Source organism: Advenella mimigardefordensis DPN7, assembly GCF_000521505.1.
GTDB classification, from domain to species: domain Bacteria; phylum Pseudomonadota; class Gammaproteobacteria; order Burkholderiales; family Burkholderiaceae_B; genus Advenella; species Advenella mimigardefordensis.
This window is the reverse complement of the sequence record NZ_CP003915.1, coordinates 1608548-1624117: the sequence shown is the minus strand read 5'-3', so window position 1 is coordinate 1624117 and position 15570 is coordinate 1608548. Positions and strand designations below refer to the sequence as shown.

General features: G+C 53.7%; 13 protein-coding genes. 6 read left to right on the top strand and 7 right to left on the bottom strand.

Annotated features, from left to right (window positions below):
- The first annotated feature begins 76 nt into the window (after positions 1–76).
- From MIM_RS07515 to MIM_RS07495, 5 genes are read left to right on the top strand one after another with little or no spacing between them, the layout of a single operon-like run.
- Positions 77–1072 carry a TauD/TfdA dioxygenase family protein gene (locus MIM_RS07515; protein WP_025372145.1) on the top strand — a complete coding sequence of 332 codons (996 nt, stop codon included), beginning with the start codon at positions 77–79 and terminating at the stop codon, positions 1070–1072.
- 18 nt (positions 1073–1090) lie between these two features.
- Complete coding sequence (locus MIM_RS07510; RefSeq protein ID WP_025372144.1) at positions 1091–2446, top strand: ABC transporter substrate-binding protein; 1356 nt, start codon at positions 1091–1093, stop codon at positions 2444–2446.
- Positions 2443–3378, top strand: coding sequence for a carbohydrate ABC transporter permease (locus MIM_RS07505; protein WP_025372143.1), 936 nt, complete (start codon positions 2443–2445; stop codon positions 3376–3378). Before MIM_RS07510 ends, MIM_RS07505 begins: the two co-directional genes overlap by 4 nt.
- Positions 3356–4279 carry a carbohydrate ABC transporter permease gene (locus tag MIM_RS07500; RefSeq protein ID WP_025372142.1) on the top strand — a complete coding sequence of 308 codons (924 nt, stop codon included), beginning with the start codon at positions 3356–3358 and terminating at the stop codon, positions 4277–4279. The genes MIM_RS07505 and MIM_RS07500 overlap by 23 nt, the downstream gene beginning before the upstream one ends.
- A 15-nt stretch (positions 4280–4294) precedes the next feature.
- Positions 4295–5368 carry an ABC transporter ATP-binding protein gene (locus tag MIM_RS07495; RefSeq protein ID WP_025372141.1) on the top strand — a complete coding sequence of 358 codons (1074 nt, stop codon included), beginning with the start codon at positions 4295–4297 and terminating at the stop codon, positions 5366–5368.
- A gap of 97 nt (positions 5369–5465) precedes the next feature.
- On the opposite strand, the gene MIM_RS23160 is transcribed toward MIM_RS07495, so the two are convergent.
- The 3 genes from MIM_RS23160 to MIM_RS07485 all read right to left on the bottom strand — a co-directional run bounded on the left by MIM_RS23160 (position 5466) and on the right by MIM_RS07485 (position 8770).
- The gene (locus MIM_RS23160; protein WP_158318708.1) at positions 5466–5636 is read right to left on the bottom strand and encodes a hypothetical protein; all 171 of its coding nucleotides are present in this window, start codon (positions 5634–5636) and stop codon (positions 5466–5468) included.
- 364 nt (positions 5637–6000) lie between these two features.
- Positions 6001–7638 carry a lactate permease LctP family transporter gene (locus tag MIM_RS07490; protein WP_025372140.1) on the bottom strand — a complete coding sequence of 546 codons (1638 nt, stop codon included), beginning with the start codon at positions 7636–7638 and terminating at the stop codon, positions 6001–6003.
- A 232-nt stretch (positions 7639–7870) separates the two neighbouring features.
- A complete protein-coding gene (locus tag MIM_RS07485; RefSeq protein ID WP_025372139.1) occupies positions 7871–8770 on the bottom strand; it encodes a polyphosphate kinase 2 family protein in 900 nt (299 codons plus the stop codon).
- A gap of 341 nt (positions 8771–9111) precedes the next feature.
- Here MIM_RS07485 and MIM_RS07480 point away from each other — a divergent pair, with 341 nt between their 5' ends.
- Entirely contained in the window at positions 9112–9315 is a 204-nt protein-coding gene (locus tag MIM_RS07480; RefSeq protein ID WP_025372138.1) for a hypothetical protein, read from the top strand.
- 236 nt (positions 9316–9551) lie between these two features.
- Here the strand turns inward: MIM_RS07480 and typA are convergent, their stop codons facing one another.
- From typA to infB, 4 genes are read right to left on the bottom strand one after another with little or no spacing between them, the layout of a single operon-like run.
- Entirely contained in the window at positions 9552–11372 is a 1821-nt protein-coding gene (gene typA, locus MIM_RS07475) for a translational GTPase TypA (protein ID WP_025372137.1), read from the bottom strand.
- Positions 11369–12127 (bottom strand): tRNA pseudouridine(55) synthase TruB, encoded by a 759-nt coding sequence (truB, locus tag MIM_RS07470; protein ID WP_025372136.1) that lies wholly within the window; start codon positions 12125–12127, stop codon positions 11369–11371. Before truB ends, typA begins: the two co-directional genes overlap by 4 nt.
- Before the next feature lie 14 nt (positions 12128–12141).
- Positions 12142–12552 (bottom strand): 30S ribosome-binding factor RbfA, encoded by a 411-nt coding sequence (rbfA, locus tag MIM_RS07465; protein WP_025372135.1) that lies wholly within the window; start codon positions 12550–12552, stop codon positions 12142–12144.
- Between the two features lie 6 nt (positions 12553–12558).
- A complete protein-coding gene (gene infB, locus MIM_RS07460; RefSeq protein ID WP_025372134.1) occupies positions 12559–15561 on the bottom strand; it encodes a translation initiation factor IF-2 in 3003 nt (1000 codons plus the stop codon).
- Positions 15562–15570: the final 9 nt, after the last annotated feature.

Below are 15570 nucleotides of genomic sequence, written 5' to 3'. Positions count from 1 at the left end.
ATTTAATCATGCTTATCTTTTATTTCCCTCAGCACGATACCTTGCTTAACATCATCAGACACTTGGGAGAATACATATGAGCACGCACCAGACAGAAAACCTTGAGCCGTCCTATCAATCATTCACCGTGCGCAGGGCTGCCGGCAATATTGGCGCCGAAATCGAAGGGCTACGCATCTCCGGCGATCTGCCACAAAGCGTCATTGATGAAATCGAGCAGGTTCTGCTAACGCACAGGGTGGTTTTTTTCCGCGGGCAGGACCATTTGGACGATCGTACTCATCAGGCTTTTGGCGCGCGTTTTGGCACGACTGAGGCACATCCGACCGTACCGTCCCGGGAAGGTACCCGCCTGTTCGAGCTTGATGCTTCCAAGGGAGGCGGACGCGCCGATTCCTGGCATACCGACGTCACGTTCAAATCGCACTACCCAAAAATCTGCATCCTGCGTGCCGTTACCGTTCCCGCGTATGGCGGTGACACGGTGTGGGCCAACACCGTACGTGCCTATGAAAAACTGCCGCCGGAACTCAAGAGCCTTGCCGAACAGTTATGGGCCGTTCACAGTAATGATTACGACTATGCCAAAGACCGCCAGGAACTGGATAAGGCAAGGCTTGAACACCATAAGAAAGTGTTTATTTCCGATCTGTACGAAGCCGAACATCCGGTTGTTCATGTTCACCCGGTAACCGGGGAGCGCGCCCTGCTGCTTGGCCACTTCATCAAATCGCTGCACAACTTTTCCACCACCGAATCAGCTCGCCTGTTCGAACTGCTGCAAAACCGGGTCACCCGACTGGACAACACCGTACGCTGGCAATGGCAGCAACACGATGTCGCCATGTGGGATAACCGCGCCACGCAACATTACGCGGTCAACGATTACGGGAATCAACCGCGAGTGGTCCGCCGCGTGACCGTCCAGGGCGGCACGGCCACTTCAATCCAGGGGCAGACCAGTCGCACCAGAACCGCACCACAGTTCAGTGAGCCCGGGCAGGAGGATACCCGCGTCCAGGCTGGCGCAGCTGCTGCCTCCGGCCGATCGCAGGAACCCGCCCTGGCCTGATGAGTTCTGTGAGTGAAAATGAACAATAATCCCCATACCTATCGCCGCAACAGACGCAGCGCATTGCGCAAAATGGCGGCAGCCGGACTGTCGCTATCCCTGCCGCACTGGGCGATCGCTTCCGGCAAAAAGCCGCTGGACGGCGTGACGCTGAATGTATCCACCTTCAGTGCTGCATACCCTATTTTATTGCGCCAGTGGATTGGCGAATTTGAAGCGCTGACCGGCGCAAAGATCAATTTTGACACCCCGTCTTTTCCGGTCTATAACCAGCGCACCGATCTCGAACTATCGACCAAAGGATCGGCTTATGACGTTGTCAACGTCACGTTTATTTATTCCAGCAGGTGGATTAACTCAGGCTGGTTAACCCCGCTGGACGACTATATCGCCGATCCCAATCACACCCCCGCCGATTGGGATATCAATGATTTTGTCAAAGGCGCACGTGATGCAGAAACCGGCAGGGACGGCAAACTGTATGGCGTGCCATGGACCTCGGAAGCGCTGCTGCATGTGTCTTCACGCTTCGATCTGGTCCGGGAAGCAGGTCTGGATTTTCCAGACACGACTGATGATCTGGTCAAGGTGCTGCGGGCGGTCAACAAGAAAGACAAAGTCGCCGGCTTTGTGGCGGACAATCATTATGGCTGGACGTTTGTTCCGTACCTGCACGCTTTTGGCGCCGATGTTTTCCGCCACGTACCAGACGATCTGATGCCAACGCTGACTACTCCGGAAGCGGTCGCCGCTGTCGAATACTATGCCGGCCTGATTCGTGAGTTCGGACCCAACGGCGCCGTGAGCTATACGCCGGATCAGGTGACACTGGCGCTTAAGCAGGGACGGGTGAATTTTTCTGACCTTGGACAATTGAATCTGGCTCAGTTGGGTGACCCGGCCTCAAGCCGCACCGTGCACACAGTCAAATTCGGATTAGCACCAAAAGGACCGGCCGGACGCTTCCCCGGTACAAGTGTCCACGGCCTGGGCATACCTGCCGGTTCCAAAAACAAAGAAGCCGCCTGGGCCTTCATTCAATGGGCGCTGTCAAAAGAAACCACTGCCAAAGCCATTGCTGCAGGCTATGGCTCTCCCGCCCGATTATCGGATATCAAATCAGAGACCTTCCGCAAGCGGCAATTGATCAATGGTTCGGATCTGGCACAACTGGCACTCGATAGCATCGAAATGGCATCGGCCAGCGGCCATATGAAATATCGTACCGTCTCTGTCTATCCCCAGATCGATCAGCAGATTAATAAAGTGATTCCGCTGGTCGTCACCGGACAGCTGTCGGCCAGGCAGGCACTGGAACAGGCGCAGACGCAATCGGTTGCCCAGTTGCGTCGTTCGGGTATCAAATTATCATGAAATCGCCGCTGCCTGACAATGCTTCGGGTAAGTCGGTTTCCTGGGAACAAGCACGCAACAGGGCATTTCTGTCTGGCCTGTTACCGGCGCTGGCCGTTCTGCTGGTGATTACACTGGCGCCCGCCCTTGCACTTGTCGTGACCAGCTTTACCCCATTAAGCCTGGTGGATCCGGAGGCTTCATTCAATTTTTCGGACCCATTGATCAATTTCCGTCAGCTCATGCAGGACGAGCGCTTCCTTGGATCCGTCGTAACCCAGTGTCAGCTCTCGGTTCTGACGGTTGCCATGCAACTGGTCACCGGTACAGGTCTGGCGTTACTGCTCAACGGTAAATCGTCGATTCTGCAGTATGCACGCAGCGTGTTTCTGATTCCCATGCTGATCCCGCCCGTCGTTGTCGCGCTGATCTGGAAGATCATCTATTCGCCGGATATCAGCCCTATGCACCGGCTGTTCGAGCTATCGGGATGGACGATAGAAGCACTCACCACCAACCCGCATACCGCGCTGTTGGCGATTGCGGTTGCCGACACATGGCAATGGTTTCCCTTTACGCTTTTGATGGTACTGGCCTCGCTGCATATGCTGCCAGCCGATCCGGTAGAGGCGGCGAAAATGGACGGAGCCAGCCGGCTGCAGGTGCTGCGATATATCGTGCTGCCGCATATCCGGCCGGTCCTTGTTGTCTGTGGTCTGTTTCGTCTGATAGACAGCTTTAAGGCTTTTCCGCTTATCTATATTTTGACCGATGGCGGCCCGGGGAACGTTACCGAGGTCAGTAACTATTATGGGTTCACCCAGGCGTTCAATTTTTCATATTGGGGCTACGGTAGTGCCATCGCCGTGCTTATTCTCGCCGGTGTATTCGTATTGAGTCTGCTTGTTACCCGGTTTCCCAGGAGCTCACATGACACAGTCAAAAACACTTGAGCCACTTGAGCCATACAGGCCAGCGCTGGCGGAACAACGTTTTACTGCTTCGGGCCCGCGTTATTGGGCACAGGGCCTGACCACCTGCGCGCAAGTACTGCGTCGCCACGCCCGCGCAATCACAGCTGTGATTTTGATGATTGTCATTATGCTGCCTGTGATATGGACGATCCATCTGGCCTTCAAGCCTGCGCTGGACATTTTTGATACCGCACTGGGGTTTGTGCCCACGCTGGAGAACTTTCAAAGCCTGCTGGCCGATGGCAGCTTTTTGATTGCATTGGGCAACAGTCTGTTGGTAAGCCTGCTGTCAACCTTCTTTTCCATGTTATTGGGCGTACCCGCGGCTTACGTGCTGACCCGCTGGCGCTTCAAAGCGCGTAAACAGATCGCCTTGTGGATTCTGGTTACGCGCATGGCACCACCCATCGCATTTACCATCCCCTTCTTCCTCGCCTTCCGCTGGCTCGGACTGCAGGATACCCTTGCCGGCCTGGCACTGATCTATATGACGTTCAACCTGGCCATCGTGATCTGGCTGATGCAGTCATTTTTTGCTTCTGTTCCCGCCAGCCTGGAAGAGGCAGCATGGCTGGACGGCTGTGGTGTCTGGTCCGCGTTCTGGCGTATTACCCTGCCACTCTCGGCACCGGGCCTGGCCTCCACTGCGATCCTCTGTTTCATCTTCGCATGGAGTGATTTTTTCTATGCACTGGTGCTGACCCGGACGCAGGCTGTGACCGCGACGGTGGCCATTGTCAACTTCCTTCAGTATGAAGGCTGGGAATGGGGCAAGATCTCCGCCGCAGGCACCCTCGTCATGTTGCCTGTGCTGCTGTTTATGGTCGTTATTCGACGCTATCTGGTGCATGGCCTGACTGCCGGCGGCATCAAGGATTAAATTCGGAAACCTATTATGTCTGCTATTCAATTACAGAATCTGATTAAACACTATGACAGTCGCGAAGTCCTGCACGGCATTGATCTTGACGTAGAGGATGGAGAATTTGTCGCATTGGTGGGCCCGTCCGGTTGCGGCAAATCCACGTTGCTACGCACCATAGCGGGCCTGGAATCACTATCGGGTGGAACCATTACGCTGGGCCGGCGGGTACTGAACGACGTGGCGCCGAAGGATCGCGATATGGCGATGGTGTTTCAGAACTACGCGCTCTATCCCCATTTGACCGTGCGGGACAATCTGGGCTTTGCCCTTAAGATAAAAGGCGTTGATCGGCAGACACGATATGCCCAGGTCACTCAGGTTGCGGCAACACTGGGGCTGGAGCAGCAACTGGACCGCTATCCGCGCCACCTGTCGGGCGGGCAACGTCAGCGCGTTGCCATGGGACGGGCCATTGTGCGTCGCCCTGCCGCATTTCTGTTTGATGAGCCTCTGTCCAATCTGGATGCCAAACTACGCATACAAATGCGCACAGAGATCAAGGCGCTGCATCAGAAGCTGCGCACCACAACGATTTATGTCACCCATGATCAGGTCGAAGCAATGACCATGGCCGATCGCATTGTGGTATTGCGCGACGGGCGCATCGAACAGATCGGTACGCCGCTACAGTTATATGATCGTCCCATCAACGCGTTTGTTGCCGGGTTTATCGGATCGCCCTCCATGAATCTGATCCGCGGCCATCTGCATATAGATGACACGGTTTCGTATGTGCGGACTGATGAGGGATTTGAATTGCCCATACAGAATATGTCGGCCAATGCCCGACAGGCGCAGCCCGTTATTTATGGCATTCGGCCCGAACATGTGCGCATCGTCCCGGAAGCAGACCTTAACGCTCAGGTTGTCGTGGTTGAACCCACCGGCAGTGAAACGCATGTAGCGGCCAAACTGGGCAACAACGATATTCTTATTTCACAACGGGAACGATTTGGCCAGCTTGTGGGCAGCGAGATCTCAATTGCGCCGTTAACAGAACAGGCGCATCTGTTCGATGCCGACACGGGACAACGCTTAAACTGATCGAAAAGCGAAAGCGTATTGCATTAAAGCGTATTGTGAATACGATGCAAAATTAACCACAACGGTGAGCCAGATTGCCACCGTTGCTTATTGCTGCCTACCAGCGCACACGTGGTGGGTCTTTCCATTCGCTGGCCAGCCCCATTCTTGGCGACTGGGTCGCCGACAACTTCAACTGCCTGAACAATGCCAGCGAGGCACGTTCAAAATCAAAAGAGCGATTGACAATTCGGGTTCTGATACGTTGAGATTTATTTGAATCCGTCACAGTCTTTCTCCTGTTCAACGTTATGCAGTTATTGGGACAAGGTGGAAAAACGCAAGCGCAGGATAATCTTCCTGCGCTTTATGCCGCAGTGCACGATCAATAGGATGGCGCCTGACATGAGCACAGCTGGTTTGCTGTCCAGGTCAGGCCAATATAGCACCGCCAGGGCCTGCGCATCAAGTCAGAATGTCATAAAAGTTAGTCATTATTTTCATATCTTTATTAGAAAACCTTTATCGACAGGCAAGCTGCGCAGGCGTTGCGTCCGTCAGCCCGACATAAAAAAATACGGACCATCACAAGCAAGTGAATAGTCCGTATCGATCAGAACGGGCGGGACAACAACGCGCCCCGCCATCCGGCATCATTCGAACAGATGCAGTGTCCAGGGAAACACATAGGCCATCAGCAGTGTGAGCACTCCTACAAACGTGCAAAACACAATACTGTGCCGGACGGTAAAGCGAAACAGTTCCGACTCGCGTCCGGTCAGACCTACTGCCGCACTGGCCACAGCGATGGATTGTGGAGAAATCATCTTTCCGGTAACACCCCCGGTGGTATTCACAGCAACCAGCAGATGCGGATCGACGCCAATCTGATGCGCGGTGTTCGCCTGCAGCGAAGCAAACAAGGCATTGGAAGACGTATCTGAACCGGTAAGGAAAACACCCAGCCAGCCAAGGAACGGCGCGAAGAACGGAAATGCAGCGCCGGAACTGGCCAGTACCAGGGCAAGCGTTGTTGACAGGCCTGAATAATTGGCAACAAAAGCAAAGCCCAGAACAGCACCGATAGACAGGACCGGATAACGCAATTCATACAGCGTTTCACCAAACAGCTTAACCGCCTGTCCGGGTTTCATTTTCAGGAAGAAAACGGAAAGAATCGCGGCAAGCAAAATAGCACTGCCGGTTGCGCCCAGCAGGTCGAGCTTGAACATCGCTTCGTAAGGCGTCGTATCGGCGACCACCGGTGCGACCTTCCCGACAGCATTATGCAGCATCGGAACGGGAAAGGAGAATGTGCCCGCTTTCAATATGCTTTTGACGCCGTCGAATGTCCACAGTGATACAAAAATAGTCAGAAAAACAAAGGGCATCCAGGCGCGGATAATTTGTGCTGCGGTATAGCCCGATGCCTCCCGGTTAGGTTCGTAGGGACGCATGCCGTCGAACGTGAATATTTCCTTAGGATGCCATACCTTCAAAAACAGCGACAGGCAGACCAGACTTACCAATGCCGAGGTAATATCAGGCAATTCCGGGCCGATGAAATTGGAGGTCAGAAATTGCGTAACGGCAAATGAAATCCCCCCCACCAGCACGGCAGGAAGCGTCTGCCGTACGCCACGCATGCCATCCATCATGGCAACCAGCCAGATCGGCACAATCACGGACAGAATCGGCAATTGACGTCCCGCAATCTGCCCCACATGGAAGGGGTCCAGGCCCGATACCGTACCGGCTACAATAACCGGAATCCCCATGGCACCAAAAGCCACCGGCGCGGTATTGGCAATCAGGCACAGGCCCGCCGCATAAAGCGGGTTAAAGCCCAGACCAACCAGCAGAGCGGCAGTGATGGCAACGGGTGCACCAAAACCCGCTGCACCTTCCAGAAAGGCGCCAAAGCAGAAACCCACGAGAAGCATTTGCAGGCGTTGATCGGCTGTGAGCGATGTAACGGATGCCCGGATAATTTCAAATTGACCGGTTTTGACCGTGATCTTGTACAGAAACACAGCTGTGATAATAATCCATGAAATCGGCCAGACGCCATAGGCAAAGCCGTAAATCGCTGATGCGACGGCCAGCGTGGCCGGCATTTGATAAGCAAAAATCGCCACGAGAATAGCAATCAGCAGGGTTAACAGTCCGGCGATGTGACCCTTGAGTTTTAGAACGGTGAGCGCAAGAAAAAAGAAAACGATAGGTAGAACAGCCAGCAAGGCGGTGTAGGCAAGGCTGCCGCCCACGGCTGTGTAATTCTGTAACCACATGGTATAAAGCTCCTGAGATACAACCGGGCCATATCTTCAACGTTTCGCTGCCTTGCAGCAACCGGGTATTCCCTAGCCTCTTTGAGCCCCTATGCCTGTTGGTGCTCAGCCAATCGATGCACATCATCTGGAAATATATATCACAATTGTGATAATAAAAACTGACTAAAACCTGAATAGATTGCCACTCAAATCACTGTATCGGCAAGTTTCACGCTGCTTACAGACGAACTCAGTCGCTCTGCTTTTTTTGCTCTTGCTCCAATTGCGTTTTATATCCAGCCAGATTTTTCTGCTCATCCTTTTCCAGTTTCGGATACGTCAGATCCAGCGACTGCAGTGTCTGCAGTACTGCGTCGGCTACCGCGAGTCGTGCATAAGGTTTATCGTTACCTGGAATGACATACCAGGGTGCTGCATCGCTGGCCGTGTTTTTAATGGTTTCCTCGTAAGCGACCATATACTCTTTCCAGAATTTGCGCTCTTCCAGATCGGCGCTTTCAAATTTCCAGTTTTTTGCCGGATTGTCCAGTCGCTCCAGAAAACGCTTCTTCTGTTCGTCCAGGGAAATATGCAGGAAAAATTTCAGCACCTTGGTGCCACTACGGTCCATATGTTTTTCGAAATGACGGATATCTTCAAACCGTTCATCCCATATATTTTCGGTCCGGCACGCTTTGGGCAGATGCTGGCCATCAAGAATGCCGGGGTGAACACGCACCACCAGTGTTTCCTCATAATAGGATCGATTGAAAACACCGATATTGCCGCGCTGAGGCAGGCATTTAGTGGTGCGCCACAGAAAGTCATGGCTGAGTTCCTCTTCCGACGGGCGCTTGAATGCATACACTTCACAACCCTGTGGGTTAACGCCGGACAGCAGGTTCTTGATGGTTGAATCCTTGCCTGCTGCGTCCATTGCCTGAAAAATCAACAGCAGTGACCAGCGGTTATCTGCATAAAGCACATTCTGTAAATCAGCAATGCTCGCTACCAATTCCTGCAGTTTTTTTTCTGCATCCTTTTTGTCAGGTTCCGCTTGCGGATCTGTACTGCATTTTTTCAGACTGAATTTTTTTCCATTGGTAACGCGAAATTGATCAGAGAAACCGGCGTTCGGCAGTTCAGCCATCAAATGCTCCTTTAGCGTATAGAAATGAGAGACGTGTGCAGCTACGGGATCAGAATTGATTCTACTGTAACATCACTTTCATCTTCGGCTGCAGCACTATCCACGACAAGAAAAACAGCTGGGTTCTACCCGGTTAACATGTGTATAAATAGGATTGATCAATTAGTGATCAGAAATCGAAAACACCTTTAATATCATAAAGTTGTCGATGTTTTACAGAATTATTAAAATCCTATCCACATCATTCTCAACATATTCTGTTGATAAGCGACGGTTCTATCCACAAAAGGATAAAGTTGTGGGTAACATGTGGTCAACGTGTGATTAAGTATTGAATAACTATGGCAACCCTTATCAAGCTGCTTTTGATCGTTCTCATCCTCTGGTGGATAGGGCGATTTTTCAGTCCGGCGCTGCATCGTCTGTGGACTGGCAGCATTGGTGCCTGCTTTGTGTGGATCAGGCAAAACGGTTCACTAATGATGCGCTGGATCGTTATAGCAAGCGTCATATTGGCGGCGCTCATTATCTACCAGTGGCAGTAAGCACATCTGCCCCGCTGTTACTCGTTCGCCTTGAGTGGCACAACGTCTCTCCGGCCGTTTACCCCGTAACTTATCCGGCGTTGAATATGATAAGGAGATACGACATGTCATGGCCTGCACATACCGGTTCATTCAATGCAAAAAAACCGTGCGCCGGTTTAAACCGGGCACGGTTTTTTTTCAGCAACAGGTATCATTCATACTCAGTGCGGCATGATGACCTGCTGATCAGGCGATCAATTGCCTTCACGTGCAGCACGTTTGCGTTCGTGCTCCAGCAGATGACGCTTACGCAGGCGAATGTTTTTAGGTGTTACCTCCACCAGTTCGTCTTCGTCAATAAACTCAACCGCATATTCCAGGTTCAGCTTGATAGGCGGCACCAGGCGGACGGCCTCATCGGTACCGGAAGCACGCACGTTGGTCAGTTGCTTACCCTTGATTGGGTTAACCACCAGATCATTATCGCGACTGTGAATACCGATAATCATGCCTTCGTACAGAGCTTCACCGGGAGACACAAACATGCGACCACGATCCTGCAATTTCCACAAGGCATAGGCAACCGCATCGCCATTGTCCTGACTGATCAAAACACCATTGCGGCGCTCACCAATGCTGCCTTCACGTACGGGTGCATAGTCATCAAAAATATGACTCATCAGACCGGTACCACGAGTCATGGACAGGAACTCACTCTGAAAGCCAATCAGGCCACGCGCAGGAATACGATATTCCATACGGGTGCGGCCACGACCATCCGATTGCATGTCCAGCAGCTCACCCTTGCGACGACCCAGCTCTTCCATCACGCCGCCCTGATGATCATCTTCCACGTCAACGGTCAGCAGTTCCATTGGTTCGTGACGAACGCCGTCAATTTCCTTGTAGACTACGCGCGGACGAGACACCGCCAGCTCAAAGCCTTCGCGACGCATATTTTCGATCAGAATGGTCAGATGCAGCTCGCCTCGGCCTGATACTTCAAAAACGGTATCGTCTCCGGTATCACGTACACGCAAGGCCACATTGGATTTGAGCTCCAGATTCAGGCGATCACGTATCTGACGGCTGGTCACGAACTTGCCTTCGCGACCTGCCAGCGGCGAAGTATTAACCATGAAGTTCATGTTCAGGGTTGGCTCGTCAATTTTGAGCATCGGCAGTGGTTCAGGATTGTTAGGGTCGCACAGGGTGCAGCCGATACCAATCTCTTCAATACCATTGATCAAAACAATGTCGCCGGCTTCGGCGCTGTCAACCTGCTCACGCTCCAGGCCTTTGAATTTCAGCACCTGATTGACACGGCCCTTGCTTTGTTCACCGTCTTCACCGAAACGAATAGCCACTTCCTGGCCTGGACGAATCCGGCCACGATTGATACGACCCACGCCGATTTTACCCACGTAGCTGTTGTAGTCCAGCGAAATGATCTGCAACTGCAGCGGTGCTTCTTTATCGTCTTCACGTTGTGGCACATGCTGCAGGATAGCGTCAAACAGCGGACGCATATCACCGTCACGAACGTCATCGGTCAGACCGGCATAGCCACTCAGGCCGGATGCATACACAATCGGGAAATCCAGCTGCTCTTCAGTTGCACCGAGTTTGTCGAACAGATCAAACGTTGTATCAATAGCGAAATCAGGACGTGCACCGGGACGGTCAATTTTATTGACAACCACGATAGGCTTCAAACCCAGTGCCAGTGCTTTCTTGGTCACAAAACGCGTTTGCGGCATGGGGCCTTCAACCGCATCCACCAGCAGCAGCACACCGTCAACCATCGACAGTACGCGTTCTACCTCACCGCCGAAGTCGGCGTGTCCCGGGGTGTCAATAATATTGATGTGCGTGCCTTCATATTCGACCGCACAGTTCTTGGACAGAATCGTAATACCACGTTCTTTTTCGATATCGTTCGAATCCATCACGCGCTCGGCAACCTGCTGGTTGTCGCGGAACGTACCGGACTGACGTAAAAGCTGATCGACCAGCGTTGTTTTCCCATGGTCAACGTGCGCAATAATCGCAACGTTACGGAGCGCTCGGCTCATAATGTATCTTCCTTTTGTCGTATTTTGGACGGCAGCAAGCCGTCCGGTATTTCGTTGAGCGGTATCAGGGGTGTCAGCCTGTTTTCCATCTGTTCGAGCTGGTCTATCGTTGTTGCACCGGCCAGATCGAAAGGTCCGACACGCGTTCTGCGCAGGGCGGTCAGATGGGCGAAGCAGCCCAGCGCCCGACCTATATCCTGAGCTAATGTCCGGATATAGGTTCCCTTGCTGCAATCGACCGCCAGCACCATCGACGTTTCGTCCAGTGCCTGCACCTGCAGATCGTGGATCACCACGCTGCGCGGCTCCCTTTCCAGCACAATTCCCTCGCGGGCATATTCATATAGCGGGCGCCCATCACGCTTGAGCGCCGAATGCATGGGCGGAATCTGTAGTATTGGACCGCGAAATTGTGGCAATACCATGTCGATTTTTTCACGGGTCACCAAATCGGCGACCGACTGTGCCTGCTGAACAACAGTGCCCGTCAGGTCACCTGAATCGGTCTCCGTACCAAACTTCAGTGTTGCAATGTAGGACTTGTCTGCATCCAGCATCGTCCCGCAAATTTTTGTTGCCTTGCCAAAACAGCAAATCAGCAGGCCGGTCGCAAACGGATCCAGGGTACCGGTATGTCCACCTTTTTTTGCATCCAGCATGCGACGAACACGTTGCAGCGACTGGTTGCTGGAATATCCGAACTGCTTGTCCAGCAAAAGGACCCCGTCGATATCCTGCCCGCGTTTTCTTGCCATCGCCTGCCCTGTTGTTACTTGTGATCGTCTTTGTTGCCCGGTAGCGGATCAACGCTTTCCGGATAGTCTTCCGGCCGGTTGGCACGGTCGATCAATTGTGTCATTTCAATACCGCGTGCCAGCTGATCGTCATGAAAAAAACGCAGCGTTGGCACAGTATGGATATGCAACATTTTGAATAACAGGGAATGCAGCCAGCCCGCTTTCTCGTTCAGCAGGGCAGCCGCCGTCTCTGGTTCGGCGCCAAGTACGGTAAACCATACTTTGGCGTGCGCATAATCGGCCGACAAATCCACGCCGGTCAGCGTAATCAGGCCCGAACGCGAGATATCGAGTTCACGCTGGATCAGCACTGCCAGATCTTTCTGGATCTGCTCGGCGAGTCGGACGTTCCGGTTTGCACCGGAGGACTTATGACGGTTCATATTCGTTTACAGTGTGCGGGCAATTTCTTTGATTTCAAAAATCTCAAGCTGATCGCCAACTTCGATATCGGAATTGCCACGCAAGGTGATACCGCAATCGAAGCCGGATTTGACTTCCTTGACGTCATCCTTGAAGCGTTTGAGTGAATCGAGCGAACCGGTCCAGTGTACGACGTTGTTGCGCAACAGGCGTACTTGCGAATCGCGACGAACCAGGCCTTCGGTGACCATACAACCAGCCACTTTACCAATTCGGGAGATACTGTAGACCTCGCGAATTTCAACCATACCAATCACTTCTTCACGCTCTTCCGGTGCCAGCATGCCGGACATGGCATTGCGAACGTCATCAACCGCATCGTAAATGATGTTGTAATAGCGAACGTCAATATCATTGGTCTCGGCCAGTTTCTTGCTGCTCTGGTCGGCACGGACATTAAACCCGATCACAACTGCGTTAGATGCGATGGCCAGGTTGATATCGCTCTCGGAAATGCCACCCACTGCCGCATGCACAACCTGAACCCGTACTTCGTCGGTTGACAGTTTGGTGAGGGACTGCACCAGCGCTTCCTGCGAACCCTGTACATCGGTTTTGACGATCAGCGACAAGGTCTGCATGCCTTCGCCAATGTTGTCGAACATCGACTCCAGTTTTGCAGCCTGCTGTCTGGCCAGTTTGACATCACGGAACTTGCCCTGACGGAACAGGGCGATTTCACGCGCCTTGCGTTCGTCAGCCAGCACCAGCACTTCGTCACCCGCCTGAGGCACTTCGGTCAGGCCCTGAATTTCAACAGGGATGGCCGGGCCGGCTTTGGTGATCGGCTTGCCGTTTTCGTCCAGCATGGCACGCACACGACCAAAGCTTGCGCCGGCCAGCAATGCGTCGCCACGATTGAGCGTACCGCTTTGAACCAGAATCGTCGCAACCGGACCACGTCCCTTGTCAAGACGGGCTTCAATCACGATACCTTTTGCAGGTGCATCTACCGGCGCTTTCAGTTCAAGAATTTCAGCCTGAAGCAATACGTTTTCCAGCAACTCGTCGATACCCTTACCTGTTTTGGCAGAGACGGGCACAAAGGGAACGTCGCCACCGTATTCCTCGGGAACCACTTCTTCGGTAACCAGCTCCTGCTTGACGCGCTCCGGATTGGCTTCGGGTTTGTCGATTTTGTTGACAGCCACAACCATGGGCACACCCGCCGCTTTCGCGTGGTGGATCGCCTCTTTGGTTTGCGGCATCACGCCGTCATCGGCTGCCACCACAAGAATAACAATATCGGTTGCCTTGGCACCACGTGCACGCATGGCCGTAAATGCTTCGTGCCCAGGGGTGTCCAGGAAGGTCACCATGCCACCTTCGGTCTGCACGTGATAAGCGCCAATATGTTGCGTAATACCACCTGCTTCGCCTGAAGCCACTTTGGCACGGCGGATGTAATCGAGCAGCGACGTTTTACCGTGGTCAACGTGACCCATCACCGTTACGACCGGCGCACGTGGCAGCAACTCTGCATCTGCGCCCGTATCACCAATATCCAGGAACGCTTCGGGATCATCCAGCTTGGCGGCAATCGCATGGTGCCCCAGCTCTTCAACCACAATCATGGCGGTTTCCTGATCCAGAACCTGGTTGATGGTAACCATCTGACCCAGTTTCATGAGCTCCTTGATCACTTCAGCTGCCTTAACAGACATTTTGTGGGCCAGATCAGCCACAGTGATGGTCTCGGGCACATGAACTTCACGGGCAATAAATTCAGGTGTGGAAGGCTGATGAACCTGGACGTGCTGATGTTTATTGCGTCCGCGTGATCCACCACGGCCACCGGCAGAACGCCAGCCGTCTTCCTTGCCAGCAGGGCCGGCGCGTTTTTCAGCCACCGCTTTTTTCCCACGGGACTGCTCGTCAGACCATTTCTTGTCTGTTTCGCCCGCCTTGTGCGCGCCAGTCGTGGCAAGGGTTTTAACATCCTTTTTCCCGGCTTTCTTGGTGGCTTCCGCCCCTTCAGCAGCAGGTGTTGCACGCAGCACTTTACGCGGCTTGTTCAGCATTTCACGCAGCGCAGCAGCCTCGGCCTCAGCCTGACGGCGTGCTTCATCGCGGCGGGCATCAGCAGCCTCGTTACGCGTAGCCACAGGTTTACGTGCAGGCGTTGCAGTACGCGATGCGTCTGGCTGGCGCGATCTGGTCTGCTCGTTACGAACGGGCTGTTCAGGTTTGGCCTGCTGCACTTTATTCTCTGCTGCACGGGCTTCGGTGGCGGCGGGTGCCTTTTCCACCGCGGCAGGTGCGGCAGCGGCAGCCGCAGGCGCTTGCGCTGCTGCAGGCTTTGCTGTCTCGGGTGTACCTGGAGCTGGTGTTGGTTCAGCAGCCTGCACCGGCTTGGCAACCACCGGTTCAGGTGTCGGCTCCGGTGCCCTCTCAACAGGCGCCTGGGCCGCTACGGGTTCCGCTTTTTGTTTTTGTTTTTCCTGCGATTCCTGCACTTTTTCACCTGCCGCTGGCTGAGCTGACTCGGACTGTGCAGCCGCCTCGGGAGCGGCAGCTGCGGGTTCTGCTACTGGCGCGGTCGCCGCTTGCGCGTCGACCGGCGCAGCCGTGCCTGCCCGAGCATCGGCAACGGCGGCAGCCGGTTCAGTGCCGGCAGCGGCCAGTGTTTCGTTTGCTTCAGGGGCATCAGCCGTTTCTGGTCTGGCCTCAGTGACATCCCGCTTGACGAAGACGCGTTTCTTACGCACTTCGACCTGAATGGTCCGCGAACGGCCGGAACCGTCCGCCTGACGGATTTCTGATGTTTCGCGGCGGGTTACGGTGATTTTTTTTCCATCTTTTGCACCATGCGCACGACGCAGCGAGTCCAGAAGTTTCGCTTTGTCGCTTTCGGTCACGACATCTTCCACCGATTTCAGATTCACGCCAGCCGAGCGAAGCTGTTCAAGCAACACATTCGCTGGCATTTTGAGTTCGACGGCAAACTGGTTTACGGTATTACTGGGCATTAAGTTCTC

Coding starts and splice junctions, on each gene's coding strand:
- MIM_RS07490 (WP_025372140.1), bottom strand. CDS start 7,638: ATGTGGTTACAGAATTACACAGCCGTGGGCGGCAGCCTTGCCTACACC.
- MIM_RS07480 (WP_025372138.1), top strand. CDS start 9,112: ATGGCAACCCTTATCAAGCTGCTTTTGATCGTTCTCATCCTCTGGTGG.
- MIM_RS07505 (WP_025372143.1), top strand. CDS start 2,443: ATGAAATCGCCGCTGCCTGACAATGCTTCGGGTAAGTCGGTTTCCTGG.
- truB (WP_025372136.1), bottom strand. CDS start 12,127: ATGGCAAGAAAACGCGGGCAGGATATCGACGGGGTCCTTTTGCTGGAC.
- MIM_RS07515 (WP_025372145.1), top strand. CDS start 77: ATGAGCACGCACCAGACAGAAAACCTTGAGCCGTCCTATCAATCATTC.
- MIM_RS07500 (WP_025372142.1), top strand. CDS start 3,356: ATGACACAGTCAAAAACACTTGAGCCACTTGAGCCATACAGGCCAGCG.
- infB (WP_025372134.1), bottom strand. CDS start 15,561: ATGCCCAGTAATACCGTAAACCAGTTTGCCGTCGAACTCAAAATGCCA.
- rbfA (WP_025372135.1), bottom strand. CDS start 12,552: ATGAACCGTCATAAGTCCTCCGGTGCAAACCGGAACGTCCGACTCGCC.
- typA (WP_025372137.1), bottom strand. CDS start 11,372: ATGAGCCGAGCGCTCCGTAACGTTGCGATTATTGCGCACGTTGACCAT.
- MIM_RS07495 (WP_025372141.1), top strand. CDS start 4,295: ATGTCTGCTATTCAATTACAGAATCTGATTAAACACTATGACAGTCGC.
- MIM_RS07485 (WP_025372139.1), bottom strand. CDS start 8,770: ATGGCTGAACTGCCGAACGCCGGTTTCTCTGATCAATTTCGCGTTACC.
- MIM_RS07510 (WP_025372144.1), top strand. CDS start 1,091: ATGAACAATAATCCCCATACCTATCGCCGCAACAGACGCAGCGCATTG.